Here is an 18,148-nt window from a genome sequence, read left to right on the forward strand (position 1 = left end):
AATATTGTAAAAATACTCATAATATTGTGATGTTTTAGTAAAATAAAAGGAAATTAATAAGAAAAACTAATTATCAAAAACCAAAACCACAAAAAATGCACAAAACTACTCAAACATCTGCGCGAGTAAATAAAATGCGAAAACTGCTTCTTAGTAGTATGCTATTATTTATTTACAGCTTAAATGCACAAACTGTAACTCCTTGGATGACAACAGGAGATCAAACCAAATTATTACAGCAGCAATCTGCTGTCAGCTTTGGAACCAACTCAGGATCTAATCCTTCCACAGTCACAGTCAATCCGGGAACAACTTATCAAACCATTGATGGATTTGGTTACACCCTAACCGAAGGCAGTTGTGAAGTGATCAGCGGTATGGCAGCAACACAGCAAAACCAATTGCTAAATGATTTATATAATCCCACAACAGGATTAAATGCAAGTGTAGTTCGTATCAGTATCGGAGCTTCTGACTTAAGCAGTTCATCTTACAGTTACAACGAAACTTCTGGCGATACAAATATGAACAATTTTAGCTTAAACGGACCTGATTTAACATATTTAATTCCAATTATCAAAAAAATCCAGCAGATCAATCCAAATATAAAAATACTAGCTACACCTTGGTCTGCACCACGCTGGATGAAAACTAATGGTTCTTGGGTTGGAGGAAGTTTACAAACACAATATTATGCGGCTTATGCGAGATATTTTGTGAAATACATTGCGGCAATGCAGGCGCAGGGAATTCCGATTTGGGGAATTACTCCACAAAACGAGCCAGAAAATCCAAATAATGAGCCAAGTATGCTGATGAATTCGACAGAACAAAAGAATTTTATTAATCAACAACTTGGAACTCAAATGGTTGCGGCAGGTTACGGAAATGTCAAAATTATTGCTTTTGATCATAACTGCGATAACACCGCATATCCTACTGATGTTTTGAATAATAGCAGCTATGTAGATGGAGCAGCTTTTCATTTGTATTTAGGAAATATATCGGCAATGTCAACAGTACGAAATGCCACAAATAAAAACGTATATTTTACAGAACAATATACAGGCTCAGGCGGAAGTTTTAGCGGTGATTTTGGCTGGCATATGCAAAATGTTGTAATAGGCAGTACAAATAACTGGTCGAAAACAGTTTTGGAATGGAATGCAGCAAATAATTCAAGTTTAGGACCGCGAACTCCAGGCGGATGTAACACTTGTTTAGGAGCGATTACGGTTAATAATAGCACGACCTACACTAAAAATGTTGCGTTTTATATTATTGGCCAAATTTCAAAATATGTAAAACCAGGAGCCGTAAGAATTAGTTCGTCAAGTACAAGCGGCAGTATTTCATCAGTTGGATTTAAAAATCCTGATGGTTCCATTGCACTTGTAGTATATAACTCAGGCGGATCATCAAACACAATAAAAGTAGTATCAGGATCATCGGCATTTAATTATGCAGTTCCTGCTTCATCTGCAGTAACTTTTACATGGGGAGCAGGAACACCTCCTGTTACTAGTTTTCCTGGTTACTATAATATTATTTCAAGAAATAGTAATAAAGGTTTAGATGTTGCTGATAATTCAACTACAAGCGGAGGAAGGATTCAGCAATATGATATAACAAACGGAGGCGGCAATAATCAGCGCTGGAAATTTGTTTCTGACGGAAGCGGGAATTATTACATTATTGTAAAATCAACTGGAATGTACTTGGCTGTGGAAAATAACGGTACCGCAGATGGATTAAAGGTGCAGCAAAAAACTTTTTCGTCTTCAAATGAATTCAAATGGACTGTGACAAGTTTAGGAGGCGGTTACTACAAAATCATAAATGTAAACAGCGGAAAATCTCTAGATGTTGAAAATGTATCTACAGCAAATGGAGCCAATATTCAAGTTTGGAGTTATACTGGAGGTTTGAATCAACAATGGCAATTCGTGCAAGTTGAGTCTTCTGCAGCTAAAAGTGCTTTGGCAGTAGAAACAGTAGTGGCTGAAAATGAGAGCTCAAATGATATGACAGTTTTTGTTGATGAAGCCAGCAATTATTTAAAAATTGATACTAATCATCAAGGCAGTGCCGATGTACAAATATTTAATATAACGGGACAGCCTGTTTTAAAGAAAACTATAAACTTTGTCAAAGGAAATCAACCAGAAATAGAAATTTCGAGATTGCCAAAAGGAGTTTATGTAGTGCGAGTTACGGATGGTGAAGGCTCTTATTCTAAAAAAATACTAAAAGAGTAATTACAAGTTTAGAATTCAATTAGTAATTTTATATTTGATTTGGAAAGGCTGTCATTTTATGTGACAGCCTTTTTATTTTTATCCAATTAATTGTGTGAACAAATCTTGGTTGTCATTTAAATATTGAAATTCGAAACCATTTTCAGTCATTTTGAGTTTAATTGGCATGATATCATTTTTGTTTTTCAACTCTAAACCCACAACAACAGAACCCACTTCGCGGCTGTTTTTCTTAGCAAACTGGAAATACGTGATGTCATCATCTGGACCTAAAATATTATTGACAAATTCTTTTAAAGCCCCAGGACGCTGTGGAAACTGAATCATAAAATAATGCATTAAACCTTCGTAAAGTAAAGAACGTTCTTTTATTTCGGCAGTTCTTTCTATGTCGTTATTACTGCCGCTTACGATGCAGACTACATTTTTGTCTTTAATTTTATCTTTATAAAAGTCTAAAGCCGCAATAGTTAGTGCACCCGCAGGTTCTACAACCATTGCCTCTTCATTATACAATCTTAAAATAGTGGTGCACACTTTTCCTTCGGGAACAAGAATAATATCTTCTAGGTTGTAGCGGCAGATTTCAAAAGTTTTATCGCCAACTTGTTTTACTGCGGCACCATCTACAAATTTATCGATCGTTTTTAGCGGCGTATTTTTATTTTCTTCAATCGAAGTTTTCATCGAAGGCGCTCCTTTTGGTTCAACGCCGATTATTTTTGTATTCGGACTTAAGTGTCTAAAAACTTCAGATAAACCAGAAGCCAGTCCACCGCCGCCAATTGGCACAAATACGTAATCAATAGGTTCTTTAAAACTTTCTAAGATTTCTAAACCAACAGTTCCTTGTCCGGCAATTACTTTTTCATCGTCAAAAGGATGGATAAATGTTTTGTGGTTTTTGATCGCATCAGCAGTTGCAGATGCGTAGGCATCATCAAAAGTATCCCCTGTAAGAACAATTTCAACAAAAGATTTTCCGAACAATTGTACTTGCTTTACTTTTTGTTTCGGCGTGGTTTTTGGCATATAAATTTTGCCGTTTATTTGGAGAAGATTACAAGAATAAGCAACGCCCTGCGCATGATTTCCTGCACTGGCGCAAACAATTCCGTTTGCTTTTTCTTTTTCGTTTAACGAAGAAATCTTATTGTAAGCACCTCTAATTTTATACGACCGAACGATTTGTAAATCTTCTCTTTTTAATAAAACGGTAGCTTTAAATTCATCTGAAAGATTCAAATTTTGTGTCAAAGGAGTTGCAGCAACTACATCTTCGAGCTGCTTTTTTGCATTAAGTACTTCGTTAAATAAACTCATTATGTTTTGTTTTTTCGCCACGAATTCCATGAATTGACACTAATTTTATTCTCTTAGAAAAAATAATTCGTGCTAATTGGTGCAATTCTTGGCTATTTAAAATCTTTTTAAAATAAAAAACCTCCCAATTGGGAGGTTTCTATAAATTATAATTTTACAAACTTATATAGCACCTCGCCATTACTGCTGAATTGTAATAATGATAATAATAGCGATAATAATGTTACTAAAGTTTGTCATTTTTTTGTTATTTGAATAGCAAATGTATTAATTATTTTGCGAAGTACTCATGAAATATTTTAAGTTTTATGAAATAAACTGAAAATTTCCACTGTAACCTGAAACTGAATACTATTTCTTAACTGGAGGATATTGTGCTAAAATTTTACCAACAAACTCGGCAATTCTTTCATCTTTTTTATCGATGTCTCGAGTTAGAGTTCCAACACCTTCACCTTGCCAGATCATTTCTTTCTTTTTAGCATCAATTAAATCAATGTACAAAGTTCCTTCGGTAGAAGTAGAAACAGTAGTTTGGTTACCGCCATACATCATCCACGGATTCCATCCCCATCCCCAGCCATAACCCCAGCCAGCACTAAATTGATTTACATCTACTTGTTCTCTTGATTTTGTAAATATATTTACAAGTAAATCAGGATTATCGCTTTTAGTAAAACCTTTAGCCTGCATTTGATCATCGATAGCACGAAGAATTCTTCTTTTATCTAAATCTGATATCTCGACCTTGTCAATTCCGGGCTTAAAGTAAGCGTATGTTTTATAAGGCGCAAAATCGACAGTTTTGTCGTAATCAGAATAAACAGTAACACTGCTGCAGGAAGAAAGTATCAACAGCAGGAAAAATGGAATTAACTTAAGTGTTTTCATATTATTAGAAATTTAATGTTCTTGTTTGTAATTAGTTTATCCTAAAAAACAACTTTATTTTTTCTGTCAGACTGATTTCATTCGGTTTCAGCCTTCGACTTCACTCAGGATGACACTATGTTTTATGATAAAATCTTTTTTTAATATCTTTAACTAAAGCAGACTTTCATCTACCATATTAGGTAAAGTTACTTTTAATAAAGGCTCAATTTCCATTGCTCTTTTTATGGCAAAAACAGCACCTTCATTTCGAGCCCAGCTTCGTCTGGAAATTCCATTGTTAACATCCCAGAAAAGCATTGATGCTAAACGCTTTGAAGCCTCTTTAGAACCATCAAGAACCATACCAAAGCCACCGTTTATAACCTCTCCCCAGCCAACTCCGCCGCCATTATGAATTGATACCCAGGTTGCTCCTCTAAAACTGTCGCCAATTACGTTTTGAATAGCCATATCGGCTGTAAAACGTGATCCGTCATAAATATTAGATGTTTCTCTATAAGGTGAGTCAGTTCCAGAAACGTCATGATGATCGCGTCCTAAAACCACAGCTCCAATTTCGCCTTTAGCAATCGCTTGGTTAAAAGCTTCTGCAATTTTAACTCTTCCTTCTGCGTCAGCGTATAAAATTCGGGCTTGAGAGCCTACAACCAGTTTGTTTTCCTGTGCACCTTTAATCCATTTGATGTTATCCTGCATTTGCTGCTGAATTTCATTTGGAGCAGTTTCAGCCATTTTTTCTAAAACTTCGCAAGCAATTGCATCTGTTTTTAATAAATCTTCGGGTCTTCCAGAGGTACAAACCCAGCGGAAAGGACCAAATCCGTAATCAAAACACATTGGCCCCATAATATCCTGAACGTAACTAGGATATTTAAAATCAATATTATTTTCTGCCAGAACATCTGCACCAGCGCGCGAAGCTTCTAATAAAAAGGCATTCCCGTAATCGAAAAAATAAGTTCCTTTTGCAGTATGCTTGTTAATCGCTTTTGCCTGTCTGCGCAAAGATTCTTGTACTTTTTCTTTAAATAATTCGGGATTCTCGGCCATCATTTTATTGGCTTCTTCAAAAGAAATCCCAGCTGGATAGTAACCTCCAGCCCAAGGATTATGTAAAGAAGTTTGATCTGAACCTAAATCAATTTTGATATTTTCCTGATCAAAGCGTTCCCATACATCAACCACATTTCCTAAATAAGCAATCGAAACTACTTCTTTATTGGCTTTCGCCGAATTAACTCTTGCAACCAATTCATCTGTAGAAGTTACAACTTCATTGATCCATCCTTGTTCGTGACGAATTTTAGTAATTTTTGGATTTACTTCGGCGCAAACCGTAATACATCCGGCAATATTTCCAGCTTTTGGCTGTGCACCCGACATTCCGCCAAGTCCAGATGTCACAAAAAGATTTCCTTCCGGATTTAATTTTATTTTTCTAAAACCATTCAAAACCGTAATTGTCGTTCCGTGCACAATTCCCTGCGGGCCAATGTACATATAACTTCCTGCAGTCATTTGTCCGTATTGCGAAACGCCCAAAGCATTCATTTTTTCCCAATCGTCAGGTTTGGAATAATTTGGGATTACCATTCCGTTTGTTACCACTACTCTTGGTGCTTCTTTATGCGAAGGAAATAATCCCATCGGATGTCCGGAATACATCGTTAAAGTCTGTTCATCTGTCATTTCAGACAAATACTGCATCGTCAATAAATATTGTGCCCAGTTTTGAAAAACGGCACCGTTTCCGCCATACGTAATCAATTCATGAGGATGTTGTGCGACAGCATAATCCAAGTTGTTCTGAATCATGTGCATAATAGCTTTTGCCTGCAATGATTTTCCAGGATATTCGTCAATTGGTCTTGCGTACATTCTGTAATCTGGTCGCAGGCGATACATATAAATACGTCCGTATTTTTCTAATTCTTCTGAAAATTCAGGGATTAATTCGGCGTGATGTTTTGGATCAAAATAACGCAACGCATTTTTTAAAGCCAGTTTTTTTTCTTCTGCCGAAAGAATTTCTTTTCGTTTTGGCGCGTGGTTAATCGTTGAATCGTATTCTTTTTTTGGAGGTAATATATTTGGAATTCCTTGTTGTATTTGTTCTTTGAAAGTCATTTTTTTTAAGGTGCTAAGTGGCTAATATTCTGAGTTGCTAAGGTTTTTTACCTTTAGTTGTGTCGCCCCGCTGGGGCTGAAATTAAAATCGATAATTATGTTCTATAAATATTTCACTCCTACGGAGTTATTTTTTTAAGCCTTGGAAAGGCGAAATAGTTATATAGAATAAAAACGGATCGGTACAAAAGCTCCATCGGAGCGAAATGTTTGCCCATGAAAATTCGATAAAACAATAATTATCTAATTTTCAAATTGACACATTTTCCAATTTAAAAAAAACTACGGATAACGGATATCCGACCTATGATAAGATTTGTGGATTTTAATCCTAAATTTTCTTGAACGAATATCCATTTTATAATTTTAGATTGTTGATTTTAGATTTTAGATTGGAATTTGGAATTTAAAAATTTGGAACTTTTAAATATAAACTTCCTCATTAACACAAAACGGCATTTTTTTATTTTCAAAAAGCGCTATTATATTATGTGCAGCGCAAATTGCCATACCATTTCTAGCTTCGTAGGTTGCAGAACCAATATGCGGTAAAACACAGCAATTTGGCAGCTCTAATAACGGATTGTCTTGTTTCATAGGTTCTGGATTCGTAACGTCAAGTCCTGCTCCCCAAATTATATTATTGGTTAAGGCATGATACAAGTCGTCTTCATTATGAAATTTTCCTCTTGCTGTATTAATGAAAATCGAATTAGGTTTCATTTTAGCAAAAGCATCTTTATTAAAAAGTTCGTTGTTTTCTGAAGTATAATTAGCATGAACGCTTAAAACATCACTTTGTGAAAGTAAAGTTTCAAAATCTACAAATTCCGCATCAAGTTCTTTTTCGGCATTTTCATTATGAGAACGATTGTGGTAAATAATGTTCATTCCGAAAGCAGCTTTACACTTTTGCGCCATTTCAAAACCAATTCTTCCTAAACCAAATATTCCCAACGTCTTTCCATAAAGTTCCTGTCCTAAATTGGCCATTGCATCAAAAGTTCCCCATTCGCCGTTTATAATTCTTTTGTGATGGTAAAACGACTTTCTGGCTGCACTCTGCATCAATAAAAAAGCGGTGTCAGATGTTGCTCTGCTCAAAACATCAGGCGTATTTCCAACAGGAATTTTTCTCTTATTTGCCGATTCTATATTAACAGAATCAAATCCGACAGAAAACAAAGCAATACCTTTTAAATTTGGGCACTGCTCAAAAAAATCTTCATCTAAATTACTAGAGCCTACATTTAGAAGAGCATCATTTTCCTGACATATTTTTATAAATTCCTCCCTTGATAATACATGCTCTGTTGGATTTATAGTTAGGTTGATGCCTTTTTCCTTTAATAATGCAATGCCGGCTTCAGGTATATTTTTAGTTATAAAAACATTCATTTTTTGTTTAGATTTTTAGATGTTAGATTGTTAGACTTCTTAGATTTTTTTGAAGTTGAAAATCATATCTATCTTTAATGAGGTTAGTTTAATTTAAATTCACTTTCAATAATTATCTAATTATCAAATTGGCACATTTTCTAATTAGATTATTTCCTAATCGTGCCTGTCTTTTTATCATAACCATATGGGCAATGACGACAGCCGCTTTTGCAGCAATAACCTCTTTTTAAATGGTATTTTTCAGTAAAGCATTTATAACCTTCAGGTGTATAGTAAAAATCTTCGCCTTCGATTAATTTATTTTCATTACTTTGCTCTTTCATAAAACTGCTTTCGGTCGTATTTTCATCTCTTAAAAATCAAAAATAATTATTTGATTATGATTTTAATGAAATCTAATAATTTTATATCTACAAATTTATAAATTTTACAGCCAATGTTTCTGATTGTTGCCAAATATTTAATTCCGAAAGGATATCGCGGAATGGCTGTATTTCCGTTTATTTTAATAAAATATGATTTTGATAAATCGAACGCAGTTTTTGTAAACCACGAAAAAATTCATTTGAAACAGCAGTTAGAACTTCTGATTATTCTGTTTTTTATTTGGTATCTTTTTGAATATTTAATTCGCCTTATTCAATATAAAAATGCAGCTTTGGCGTATCGTAATATTAGTTTTGAAAGAGAAGCTTACGCAAAAGAAACCGAGTTGGATTATTTGAAACAGCGATCTTTTTTTCAGTTTCTACATTATATTACATTAAAATGAATCCAGTTATCAACCAGCCTATTTCGATCAATTTTCCAAATGACATTTCTTTAACGATAAAGCGTGAAGATTTGATTCATCCTTTTGTTTCGGGGAATAAATTTCGAAAATTAAAATACAATTTACTTCAGGCGAAAGCCGAAAATAAAAAAACATTATTGACTTTTGGCGGTGCATTTTCCAATCATATTGCAGCAGTGGCGTATGGGGGAAAGGAGCAGGGTTTTAAAACGATTGGGATTATTAGAGGCGATGAACTTTTGGATAAAATTGAAGAAAATCCAACTTTAAAATTCGCTCAGGATAACGGAATGGAATTTGAATTTGTTTCCCGTGAAGATTACCGTTTAAAAAGCGAAATTTCATTTATTGAAAACCTAAAAGATAAATTTGGAGACTTTTATTTAGTTCCAGAAGGGGGCACAAACGAACTGGCTGTAAAAGGCTGTGAAGAGATTTTGACCAATGAAGATGCGGTTTTTAATTATGTCTGCTGTGCGGTTGGAACTGGCGGCACGATTTCTGGATTAATTAATAGTGCATTGCCAAATCAGAAAATTTTAGGGTTTCCAGCGTTAAAAGGTGACTTTTTAACCGATGAAATTCGTATTTTTGCAAAAAAAGATAACTGGAATTTAATTTCTGACTATCATTTTGGAGGTTATGGCAAAGTAAATTTGGAATTAATCGAATTTATAAATGCTTTTTTTGAAGAAAATAAAGTGCCTTTAGATCCAATTTATACAGGAAAGATGGTTTTTGGCGTTATAGATTTAATCAGCAAAAATTATTTTCCTGCACATTCAAAAATTTTACTCATTCACACTGGTGGATTACAGGGAATTGATGGAATGAATATAAAGTTGAAGCAGAAAAAATTACCAATACTCAAAACCAATGATTAAAAAAATTGTATTACTTCTCGTAATATTAGCTTTAGCAAGCTGCTCTTCTAGTAAGCCTGCCATCGCGACGACTAAAAAGGCTGCAGCAGTTCAAACGAGGACAGCAGCGGCAAAAAGAACTACTCCCGTTAAACCAATTGGTAAAAATTATCCTTCTACAAATAATACAACTGAGGTTATTCAATCTACTTCAAAAACAGTTGTAACCAGCGATTTGATTAATAATTACGTTTTGCAGTACAAAGAGATTGCGATGGGAAACATGAAAACTTATGGAATTCCAGCCAGTATTATTTTAGCACAGGGAATTTTAGAATCGGGTGCGGGAAGAGGAGATCTAGCGCTTGAAGCGAATAATCATTTCGGGATTAAATGTCATAATGATTGGTTAGGAGAAAGTGTTCGCCACGACGATGATTCGGCTCAGGAATGTTTTAGAAAATATCCTCAAGCTTCAGAATCTTACAGGGATCACGCTTTATTTTTGGTTGGAAAAAAACGATATGCTACCTTATTTACTTACGAAAAAGACGATTACAAATCTTGGGCAAAAGGTTTGAGAGCGGCAGGTTATGCAACAGATCCAAAATATCCAGATAAGTTAATTAGTTATATTGAACGTTACAATCTTCATCAATACGATTGTCAAGTTACAGGTAGAAACTACGTGCCAATCAATACTTCTGCTCCAGCAAAAAAAACATCTTATGATGTCGCATCTGATCCAAAGATCAATATGAATACGTATGATCCAAATTCATATGAAGTTCAAAAAGGTGATACTTTGTATTCCATTTCAAAGAAATTCAATTTATTGGTTGATGATTTGAAGAGAAAAAATAACCTGACTGATAATGCGATTTCAATTGGGCAGAGATTGAAGGTGAAGTAAAAGTTTTCAGTCTCAGTCACAGTGTTCAGTCACAGTCACAGTTTTCAGTTTTCAGTTAATATAAAATCCAAAAATAAGTTTTTCAGTTTTTAATCTAAAAAATCTAAAATCTGAACTCTAAAATCTAAAATAAGAATGTTATATAAAAGAAGTAGTCAGCTTTTTGCTGAAGCAGAAAAAGTAATTCCAGGAGGAGTAAATTCACCAGTAAGAGCGTTTAAAGCTGTTGGCGGAACTCCAATTTTTGTAAAAAGTGCTAAAGGTGCTTATTTATATGATGAAGACGGAAATAAATTAATTGATTATATTAACTCTTGGGGACCAATGGTTTTGGGTCATGCTTATCAGCCGGTTGTTGATGCCGTGATCGAAAAAGCAAAACTAGGAACTTCATTTGGAATGCCGACAGAATTGGAAACAGAAATCGCAGCTCTTGCCGTTTCTATGGTTCCGAATATTGATAAAATTAGATTTGTAAATTCAGGAACAGAAGCTTGTATGAGTGCGATCCGTCTGGCTCGCGGATTTACAAAAAGAGATAAAATAGTAAAATTTGCAGGCTGTTACCATGGACATTCTGATTCATTTTTGATTCAGGCAGGAAGCGGTGCTGTAACTTTTGGATCTCCAAATAGTCCAGGAGTTACAGAAGGAACTGCAAAAGATACTTTGTTAGCAAAATACAATGATTTAGAAAATGTAAAAACTTTAGTTGAAGCTAATAAAGGAGAAATCGCAGCGATTATTATTGAAGCAGTTGCTGGAAATATGGGATGTATTCCGCCAGCAAAAGGATTCTTAGAAGGCTTAAGAGAATTATGTTCAGCAAATGGAATTCTTTTGATTTTTGATGAGGTTATGACAGGTTTCCGTTTGGCTCGTGGTGGAGTTCAAGAATTGTATGGTGTAGATGCTGATATTGTGACTTTCGGAAAAGTAATAGGAGGAGGACTTCCAGTAGGGGCTTTTGCTGCGCGCGAAGAAATCATGAACCATTTAGCGCCTCTTGGACCAGTTTATCAAGCAGGAACATTATCTGGAAATCCATTAGCAATGGCGGCTGGACTGGCAATGTTGAAAGCATTGGATAATGACCGCGAAATTTTTACTCGTTTAGAAGAAAAAACAGCTTACCTAGAAGCAGGAATTGACAGGGTTTTAAAAGCAAATAACATTGTGTTTACAATAAATAGAGTTGGTTCTATGATTTCTGTTCATTTTGATGCCAATCCAGTTACAGATTTTCAAACGGCTGCAAAAGGGGATAACGAAACCTTTAAGAAATTCTTCCATGGATTATTGCAAGAAGGTGTTTACATTGCACCATCTGCTTATGAAACTTGGTTTATTACAGATGCTCTGACTTATGAAGATTTAGATTTTACAATAAATGCAATTAATAAAGTTTCGAAAACATTCTAATTTATAGAAAAAAATAATATTTAAGGCTCGCTTTACTAAAAGTGGAGCCTTTTTTTATGCTAGAATTTTATTAGTTAATAAAAAGTTAATGTATATGTGATTTGTTGTGATATTGTAAGTAAAAATTATTTTTGTTTGTCAATTAACCACTAAACCAACATTAAATGAAGAAATTTTTCATTTTATCTTTAATAGCCATTTTTGCGCTGTTTCCTTCCAAAACATTTTCCCAGAAAAAAAACAAAAAAGATCAAAAAGAAGTTCCGGCACCTCAGCCAGAAAAGAAACCAGAATCATCAATTAAAGATTACAATAAAGTAATTACCAAAGATGCCGTTTCAGACGAAGGACTTTTTACAGTTCATAAAGTTGATAAAAAATACTATTTCGAAATTCCGAATAAATATTTAAACAAAGACATGCTTTTAGTGAGCAGACTTGCAAAACTGCCTTCTAATTTAGGTGGCGGTTACGTAAACGCAGGTTCTGAAACCAATGAACAGTTAATTGTCTGGCAGCGTTTTCAAGATAAAATCTTAATCAAATCAAAATCCTACAATGCTGTTGCCAATGATACATTACCAATTAGTATTTCGGTAAAATCAAATAATTATGAGCCTACTTTATATGCTTTTGATATCGCTGCTTTTAGTAAAGATTCGGCAAATATAGTTATTGATGTTACTAAATTCTACAGCACAGATGTAAAAGCAATCAGCGGAATTTCAGCAGAAATGAGAGAAACCTATAAAGTAAAAGGTTTAGATGATTCGAGAAGTTTCATTAATGCAATGAAAAGTTTTCCGATGAATATCGAAGTAATTCAAGACTTTACATACAACGCTTCGAAGCCTTCGATGTTAGAAGAATCAGAATCTATAAGTATTCAAATGAATCAATCTATGATTTTGCTTCCAGAAGTTCCAATGAAACCAAGATTGGCAGATCCGCGTGTTGGCTGGTTTACAGTAAGTCAATACGATTATGGCAGTAACGAATTAAAATCGGATTTGAAAACTTATATCAGACGTTGGAGATTAGAGCCAAAAGACCCAGAAGCCTACAACAGAGGAGAATTGGTTGAGCCAATAAAGCCAATTGTATATTATCTCGATCCTGCAACGCCTGAAAAATTAAAAAAGTACATCAAACAAGGAATCGAAGAATGGCAGAAACCGTTTGAATCCGCTGGATTTAAAAATGCCATTATTGCAAAAGATGCCCCAACGAAAGAAGAAGATCCAGATTTTAGCCCAGAAGATGTTCGTTACTCTGTGATTCGATATGTAGCCAGTACAACACGAAATGCAGTTGGACCAAGTGTTTCAGATCCGAGAACGGGAGAAATTATAGAAAGCGATGTTATTTGGTATCACAATCATTTGCGTTCTTATAGAAATAGATATTTATTAGAAACTGGAGCTGCAAATCCGTCAGCGAGAACTTTACAGACGAGCGATGAAGAAATGGGAGAAATGATGCGAATGGTTATTGCACACGAGGTTGGGCATGCTTTAGGTTTTCCTCATAATATGGGCGCAAGTTGTGCTTATGATGTGGAGAGTTATAGAAATGGGGATTTTACACAGCAAAACGGAATCTCGGCCAGTATAATGGATTATGCCCGTTTTAATTATATCGCACAGCCTGGAGATAAAAATATACGTTTTGTTCGTAAAATGGGTGCCTACGATCAATATGCTGTAAATTGGGGATATAGAGTGATTCCGAATGTGAAATCTCCACAAGATGAAGTACCAATTTTAGATAAATGGATTTTGGATAAAGCAGGAAATCCGATTTATAAATTCGGAAAACAAAGCAGTGCTTTTGATCCTTCTTCTCAAACAGAAGACATTGGAAATAATTCGATGAAAGCAAGTTCTTACGGACTTAAAAATTTAGAATATGTAGCGAGTCATTTAAACGAATGGACCAGTAATGTTACTAATAATTACGAAGATTTAGACGAATTATACAAAGAGTTATTAGATTGCTGGAGTCGTTATGTTGGTCATGTTGTAACCAATGTTGGAGGAATTTATGAAAATACTAAAAAGCCAAATCAAGCGGGAAGTGTTTATGAAGTAGTGCCAAAAGCAAAACAAATTGAAGCGATGAATTGGCTTCAAAAAAATGCTTTTGAATCGCCAACTTGGATTGTAAATGTAAAAACGCTCCAAAATACAGAGTTTGCGGGTTACACAGAAAAGTTTAGAAGTCTGCAAGTAAGACAGCTTAATATTTTAATGACTTTAGGAAGAGTTGGAAGACTAATGGACAACGAAATTTTGAGCGGTGATAATTACAAAGCTTTAGATTTCTTCAAAGACATCCGAAGAGGAATTTGGAAAGAAGCTGCGGCGGCTTCAAATGTAACTGTTTATCGCAGGAACTTACAGCGTGCATATATTGACAGAATGGGATTTTTAATGACAGAAGAAATCAAACCAACAGATAGATCTACTATTTATTATAACGTAACTCAATCTGATTTAAGAGCGTTAGTAAGAGGAGAATTAAGTGCACTACGAAAATCACTCGTTGCAGCAAAAGCAGGAGCAGTTAATACCGAAACCAAATATCATTATGAAGATTGTATCAAAAGAATTGATTTGATATTAAATCCGATAAAATAATACAAACAAAAAGAGGCTTTAACAGCCTCTTTTTTTGATCTCAATTACATTTTATCTTTTCGGTGATCTTTCATTTTATCTTTGTGTTCTTTTTGAATCGCTGTCCATTTTTTATATTGATCTGCATTCAAAATAGATTTCATTTTTGCATCAAAAGTTTTGTGATCTTCTTCCATTTGTTTTTTCATGGCTTTTCTTTCAGTTTCAGTTGGTTTTGCGTTACCTCGGCTTTTTTTAAGCGTTTCCATTTTTGTACTTCTGTCAGATAAAAGCTGGCCGACTTGTTTTTGCTGGTCAGCATTTAAGCTTAGATCAGTAGTTAATTTTTGCAAATGTGCTTGATCGCGTTCTTGCGGCGTTTTGTGATCTCCTTTATGATCTCCTCTTCCTTTATGATCTTTGTGATCTTTTTTAAGAGCCGTCCATTTTGTGTATTGATCAGCGTTTAGAATTGCTTTCATTTTAGCATCTGTAGCTTCTTTTTCGGCTGTTATTTGTTTTTTTAAAGCTTCTCTTTCGGTATCAGTAGGTTTTGTTTTGCTGTCTTTTCTAGACTCCTTAAATTTTTCTGCTTTGGCACTCTTTTCAGCTATAAGCTGTTTTACTTGTTCTTGTTGTTTCTTATCTAAATTCAATTCAGAAGTCAGTTTTTGTAAATGTTTTTCGTTACGCTGTTCCGGAGTTAATTTTTCTTTTTGATCACGTGCTGGTTTCTGATTGATGTCTTGTGCAAAACTTATTACTCCAACGAATAATAAAGCTGCGATAAATAATTTTTTCATAATTCGTTTTTTTAAGATTATAAGCAATTAGACTGCCACGATTTTATTAAGTTTAATCCAATTATGAAGTTTGTCTTTTATTTAACAGAAAGTATTAATGAAAACATAAATAATAATAGAAATAAAAAAGAGGCCATTTAGACCTCTTTTATAAACTACTTTTAGTTGTTTTCTTTTTTATACTCTTTTACCTTTTCTCTCATTTTATCTTTTTTCTCTTCTTGCAAAGATTTCCATTTTGTGTATTGGTCAGCTTTTAAGATCGATTTCATTTTAGCGTCGTTTGCAGCAACTTCATCTTCCATTTGTTTTTTGAAAGCAGCTTTTTCTTCAGCAGTTGGTTTTGTAGTATTGTCTTTTCTTGCTTCTCTAAATTTTTCAGCTTTAGCACTTCTGTCAGCCAAAAGTTGTTTAACCTGTGCTTGCTGACTAGCGTCAAGACTTAATTCTGTTGTTAATTTTTGGAATTGTTTCTCATTACGCTGTTCTGGAGTCATTCTTTCTCTTTGCTCGCGTTGAGGTTTTTGATCTGTGTCTTGTGCAAAACTTGCTATTCCAACAAATAACATAGCTGCGATAAATAATTTTTTCATTTTTAAGTTTTTTTAATTGTTATACTCGTTAGACTTTATTAAACTAAATTGGTTTAATTTTTATTGTAAGAATTATTATTTGTTTAACTTTTAAGTTTTAGTTAATGAGCTTAAAATGTTATAATTATGACTTATTGTGCCCCTTTTTATAAAATTGATGTTATTAGTTTGTAGAACTTAAAAAATGTAAACATGAGCATTAAAGAATTGAATTATGCAAAGAAGAATTACGAGAACTAACAAATCTTTAATAAGGAAATGATCTGATGTAAAAGAGTCAGGATTAGATGTTGAAAAGGTATTTTTAATATCATATTTTGAAGATGAAGAAGAAATTGAATATGGAATCATTTTTACAAATGAAAGAATAATAATTCAATTTGAGATTTATAGTGAAAAATTATCGCTAAAAGATATCACAGATTTAGAAGGTATTGAAAATGAATTTTTGCAAATACAAGTGGCGAAGGATTATTATATAAAAAAAACAAAAATGAATAAATTAAAACTTAAACTCGAAGAAATTATTGATTTTGAACTGAGTCCATCACGTAATTTGTTGACTAAAAACGATATTCAAGATGTTGCCAAAAGGTATAAATTAACTTTTCCTGAAAATTATATTTTTTATTTACAATTTTTTGGAAATGATTATGTTAAAGATAATTATGTTTTTACTCCGATAATAGAATTGCCAAAGCATATTCGAGATTCACATTTTGATATATCTGCCATTTTTGGGTTATATGATGGGGTTAATAATTTAGAAATTGAACTGAAAACCAAGCGAGAGTTTTTGCCAGTAAATTTATTTCCTATAGCTGATTTTGGTGGAGGAGATTTAGTCTGTATGGATAAGGAAAATTATAAAATTTATTTATGGTTCCATGAAGAACATGAAGGGGAAGATGTTTGTTTGGTTGCTGAAAATTTCGAAGATTTTATTATAAACTTTAATTTTGAAAAACCTAAGCAATTTGATTTAGATAGCATACAATTACATTTCAGTCCAGAATTAGATATGGCTTTAAAAAAAGCTGCAGAAAAATATGAAAGATAATGAAACATTAAATTTGGAGAAATGTTCAGAATGTTTGTAAATGAATTTCAACAAATAAAAGTGGAGGAAGATTATGTAGTTCTCCTTTTATAAACTATTAAATTTTTTTAATTATTGCATGTTTTTCAAAAATTGACACTATCAAAACTAAAATGAAACTATTTACTAAAAATAACAAGAATAGAGTCCTTAAAGCATTAGAAGGAGAGTTGTCTTATCAAAAGCTAACTGCTCCAGAGCTTCATCAATTTGTTCAACATTGGAATTATGATGATGTTATTGAACCTTTTAAATGGATTATAAAACAAAAATATCTTGATAAGGGAACGGCTCTCTGTTTGTATTGGATGCTTCAGCCAGATTATTTTTGTAACTTTAAGAATGAAGATGAAATAAAGGAAGATTTAAATTATCATAATTATCAGCTGATAAAAGAAATTGAGGAGAAATACGTCTCAGGTTTTTATACTGCTGCTAACTTTTCTTTTGATCCAAATGAAGAGTTTTTGGACCTAAATGCTAATGTAAAATGTATTCCTTCTGTAATGCTTGTAAAATCAGCAGGAGACGTTTTTGAAAAACAAGATATTGATTTTGCCTTTTTAAGAAAACCAACTGAAAAAGAATTAAAATCAATCAATACGAAAATAAATAATGCTATAAAGATTATTCAGATCTCTAATCCTGATTTTATATACGATCAAACCGACGAAGCTGTAGAAGCAATAATAGAAAGTGTGGAATATTGGAAAGAAAAAGATTTTAATCAACTAAAAATCAAGAATCTTTCTTATTTATGGCTTGATTGTGTGAGACGCAAACACAATTGGGATTGGATTATTTGGGATTGGGAAACGGGAAATAACATTGGTGTTACAAATGCTTCAAAAGAATTAACCTGTCTTGCTGATACAATTATAAATCATACAATTGATGGATTTCAAAATTCTTCTATAATTGCTGATTTATATAAAGATCTGTCGGGAGTAAATAGTTTTTTCGATTTAAAAAAAGATCCTTACAGTGGAATTGGTTTGCTTTTTAGTACAGATCATTTAAAATTCAGAGAACAGTAATTTA

15 protein-coding genes are annotated in these 18,148 nt (G+C 33.5%); 8 read left to right on the forward strand and 7 right to left on the reverse strand.

Annotated elements, in window-relative coordinates; all coding sequences use genetic code 11:
* The first annotated feature begins 95 nt into the window (after window positions 1-95).
* Window positions 96-2,258, forward strand: a complete 2,163-nt coding sequence (locus QE431_RS03830; RefSeq protein WP_307292741.1) for an RICIN domain-containing protein — start codon at window positions 96-98, stop codon at window positions 2,256-2,258.
* Between the two features lie 78 nt (window positions 2,259-2,336).
* On the opposite strand, the gene ilvA is transcribed toward QE431_RS03830, so the two are convergent.
* The 5 genes from ilvA to QE431_RS03855 form a co-directional block, all read right to left on the reverse strand.
* Window positions 2,337-3,581, reverse strand: coding sequence for a threonine ammonia-lyase IlvA (gene ilvA, locus QE431_RS03835; RefSeq protein ID WP_057117657.1), 1,245 nt, complete (start codon window positions 3,579-3,581; stop codon window positions 2,337-2,339).
* 351 nt (window positions 3,582-3,932) lie between these two features.
* Window positions 3,933-4,472 (reverse strand): DUF4136 domain-containing protein, encoded by a 540-nt coding sequence (locus tag QE431_RS03840; protein ID WP_307292743.1) that lies wholly within the window; start codon window positions 4,470-4,472, stop codon window positions 3,933-3,935.
* A 153-nt stretch (window positions 4,473-4,625) separates the two neighbouring features.
* Entirely contained in the window at window positions 4,626-6,602 is a 1,977-nt protein-coding gene (locus QE431_RS03845; RefSeq protein WP_307292744.1) for a urocanate hydratase, read from the reverse strand.
* A gap of 423 nt (window positions 6,603-7,025) precedes the next feature.
* Complete coding sequence (locus tag QE431_RS03850) at window positions 7,026-8,000, reverse strand: D-glycerate dehydrogenase (RefSeq protein WP_307292745.1); 975 nt, start codon at window positions 7,998-8,000, stop codon at window positions 7,026-7,028.
* 149 nt (window positions 8,001-8,149) lie between these two features.
* On the reverse strand, window positions 8,150-8,326 hold the full coding sequence (locus QE431_RS03855; protein ID WP_307292746.1) for a DUF5522 domain-containing protein: 177 nt from the start codon (window positions 8,324-8,326) through the stop codon (window positions 8,150-8,152).
* Window positions 8,327-8,439: 113 nt separating this feature from the next.
* On the opposite strand from QE431_RS03855, the gene QE431_RS03860 reads away from it, so the two are divergent.
* The 5 genes from QE431_RS03860 (at window position 8,440) to QE431_RS03880 (ending at window position 14,633) form a co-directional block, all read left to right on the forward strand.
* A complete protein-coding gene (locus tag QE431_RS03860) occupies window positions 8,440-8,775 on the forward strand; it encodes a hypothetical protein (protein WP_307292748.1) in 336 nt (111 codons plus the stop codon).
* Window positions 8,772-9,680, forward strand: a complete 909-nt coding sequence (locus QE431_RS03865) for a 1-aminocyclopropane-1-carboxylate deaminase/D-cysteine desulfhydrase (RefSeq protein WP_307292749.1) — start codon at window positions 8,772-8,774, stop codon at window positions 9,678-9,680. Before QE431_RS03860 ends, QE431_RS03865 begins: the two co-directional genes overlap by 4 nt.
* Entirely contained in the window at window positions 9,673-10,572 is a 900-nt protein-coding gene (locus tag QE431_RS03870) for a glucosaminidase domain-containing protein (protein WP_057117081.1), read from the forward strand. The genes QE431_RS03865 and QE431_RS03870 overlap by 8 nt, the downstream gene beginning before the upstream one ends.
* A gap of 135 nt (window positions 10,573-10,707) precedes the next feature.
* Window positions 10,708-11,994: a glutamate-1-semialdehyde 2,1-aminomutase gene (gene hemL, locus QE431_RS03875; RefSeq protein WP_307292751.1), complete on the forward strand. Its 1,287-nt coding sequence runs from the start codon at window positions 10,708-10,710 to the stop codon at window positions 11,992-11,994.
* Window positions 11,995-12,158: 164 nt separating this feature from the next.
* Window positions 12,159-14,633 carry a zinc-dependent metalloprotease gene (locus QE431_RS03880; RefSeq protein WP_307292752.1) on the forward strand — a complete coding sequence of 825 codons (2,475 nt, stop codon included), beginning with the start codon at window positions 12,159-12,161 and terminating at the stop codon, window positions 14,631-14,633.
* Window positions 14,634-14,677: 44 nt separating this feature from the next.
* Here QE431_RS03880 and QE431_RS03885 read toward each other — a convergent pair whose 3' ends face one another.
* Together QE431_RS03885 and QE431_RS03890 are read right to left on the reverse strand one after the other, a co-directional pair.
* Entirely contained in the window at window positions 14,678-15,415 is a 738-nt protein-coding gene (locus tag QE431_RS03885) for a hypothetical protein (RefSeq protein ID WP_307292753.1), read from the reverse strand.
* Between the two features lie 161 nt (window positions 15,416-15,576).
* On the reverse strand, window positions 15,577-16,008 hold the full coding sequence (locus tag QE431_RS03890; protein ID WP_307292754.1) for a hypothetical protein: 432 nt from the start codon (window positions 16,006-16,008) through the stop codon (window positions 15,577-15,579).
* 493 nt (window positions 16,009-16,501) lie between these two features.
* Between QE431_RS03890 and QE431_RS03895 the strand changes: the two genes are divergently transcribed.
* Window positions 16,502-17,068 (forward strand): SMI1/KNR4 family protein, encoded by a 567-nt coding sequence (locus tag QE431_RS03895; RefSeq protein ID WP_307292756.1) that lies wholly within the window; start codon window positions 16,502-16,504, stop codon window positions 17,066-17,068.
* 152 nt (window positions 17,069-17,220) lie between these two features.
* Window positions 17,221-18,144, forward strand: a complete 924-nt coding sequence (locus QE431_RS03900; protein ID WP_307292758.1) for a DUF4274 domain-containing protein — start codon at window positions 17,221-17,223, stop codon at window positions 18,142-18,144.
* Window positions 18,145-18,148 lie beyond the last annotated feature (4 nt).

Source organism: Flavobacterium sp. SORGH_AS_0622, from assembly GCF_030818825.1.
Taxonomy (GTDB): Bacteria; Bacteroidota; Bacteroidia; order Flavobacteriales; family Flavobacteriaceae; genus Flavobacterium.

Bases quoted from the DNA above. Each gene is read 5' to 3' on its own strand.
- QE431_RS03830 (WP_307292741.1), top strand. From the start codon at position 96: ATGCACAAAACTACTCAAACATCTGCGCGAGTAAATAAAATGCGAAAA.
- ilvA (WP_057117657.1), bottom strand. From the start codon at position 3,581: ATGAGTTTATTTAACGAAGTACTTAATGCAAAAAAGCAGCTCGAAGAT.
- QE431_RS03840 (WP_307292743.1), bottom strand. From the start codon at position 4,472: ATGAAAACACTTAAGTTAATTCCATTTTTCCTGCTGTTGATACTTTCT.
- QE431_RS03845 (WP_307292744.1), bottom strand. From the start codon at position 6,602: ATGACTTTCAAAGAACAAATACAACAAGGAATTCCAAATATATTACCT.
- QE431_RS03850 (WP_307292745.1), bottom strand. From the start codon at position 8,000: ATGAATGTTTTTATAACTAAAAATATACCTGAAGCCGGCATTGCATTA.
- QE431_RS03855 (WP_307292746.1), bottom strand. From the start codon at position 8,326: ATGAAAGAGCAAAGTAATGAAAATAAATTAATCGAAGGCGAAGATTTT.
- QE431_RS03860 (WP_307292748.1), top strand. From the start codon at position 8,440: ATGTTTCTGATTGTTGCCAAATATTTAATTCCGAAAGGATATCGCGGA.
- QE431_RS03865 (WP_307292749.1), top strand. From the start codon at position 8,772: ATGAATCCAGTTATCAACCAGCCTATTTCGATCAATTTTCCAAATGAC.
- QE431_RS03870 (WP_057117081.1), top strand. From the start codon at position 9,673: ATGATTAAAAAAATTGTATTACTTCTCGTAATATTAGCTTTAGCAAGC.
- hemL (WP_307292751.1), top strand. From the start codon at position 10,708: ATGTTATATAAAAGAAGTAGTCAGCTTTTTGCTGAAGCAGAAAAAGTA.
- QE431_RS03880 (WP_307292752.1), top strand. From the start codon at position 12,159: ATGAAGAAATTTTTCATTTTATCTTTAATAGCCATTTTTGCGCTGTTT.
- QE431_RS03885 (WP_307292753.1), bottom strand. From the start codon at position 15,415: ATGAAAAAATTATTTATCGCAGCTTTATTATTCGTTGGAGTAATAAGT.
- QE431_RS03890 (WP_307292754.1), bottom strand. From the start codon at position 16,008: ATGAAAAAATTATTTATCGCAGCTATGTTATTTGTTGGAATAGCAAGT.
- QE431_RS03895 (WP_307292756.1), top strand. From the start codon at position 16,502: ATGAATAAATTAAAACTTAAACTCGAAGAAATTATTGATTTTGAACTG.
- QE431_RS03900 (WP_307292758.1), top strand. From the start codon at position 17,221: ATGAAACTATTTACTAAAAATAACAAGAATAGAGTCCTTAAAGCATTA.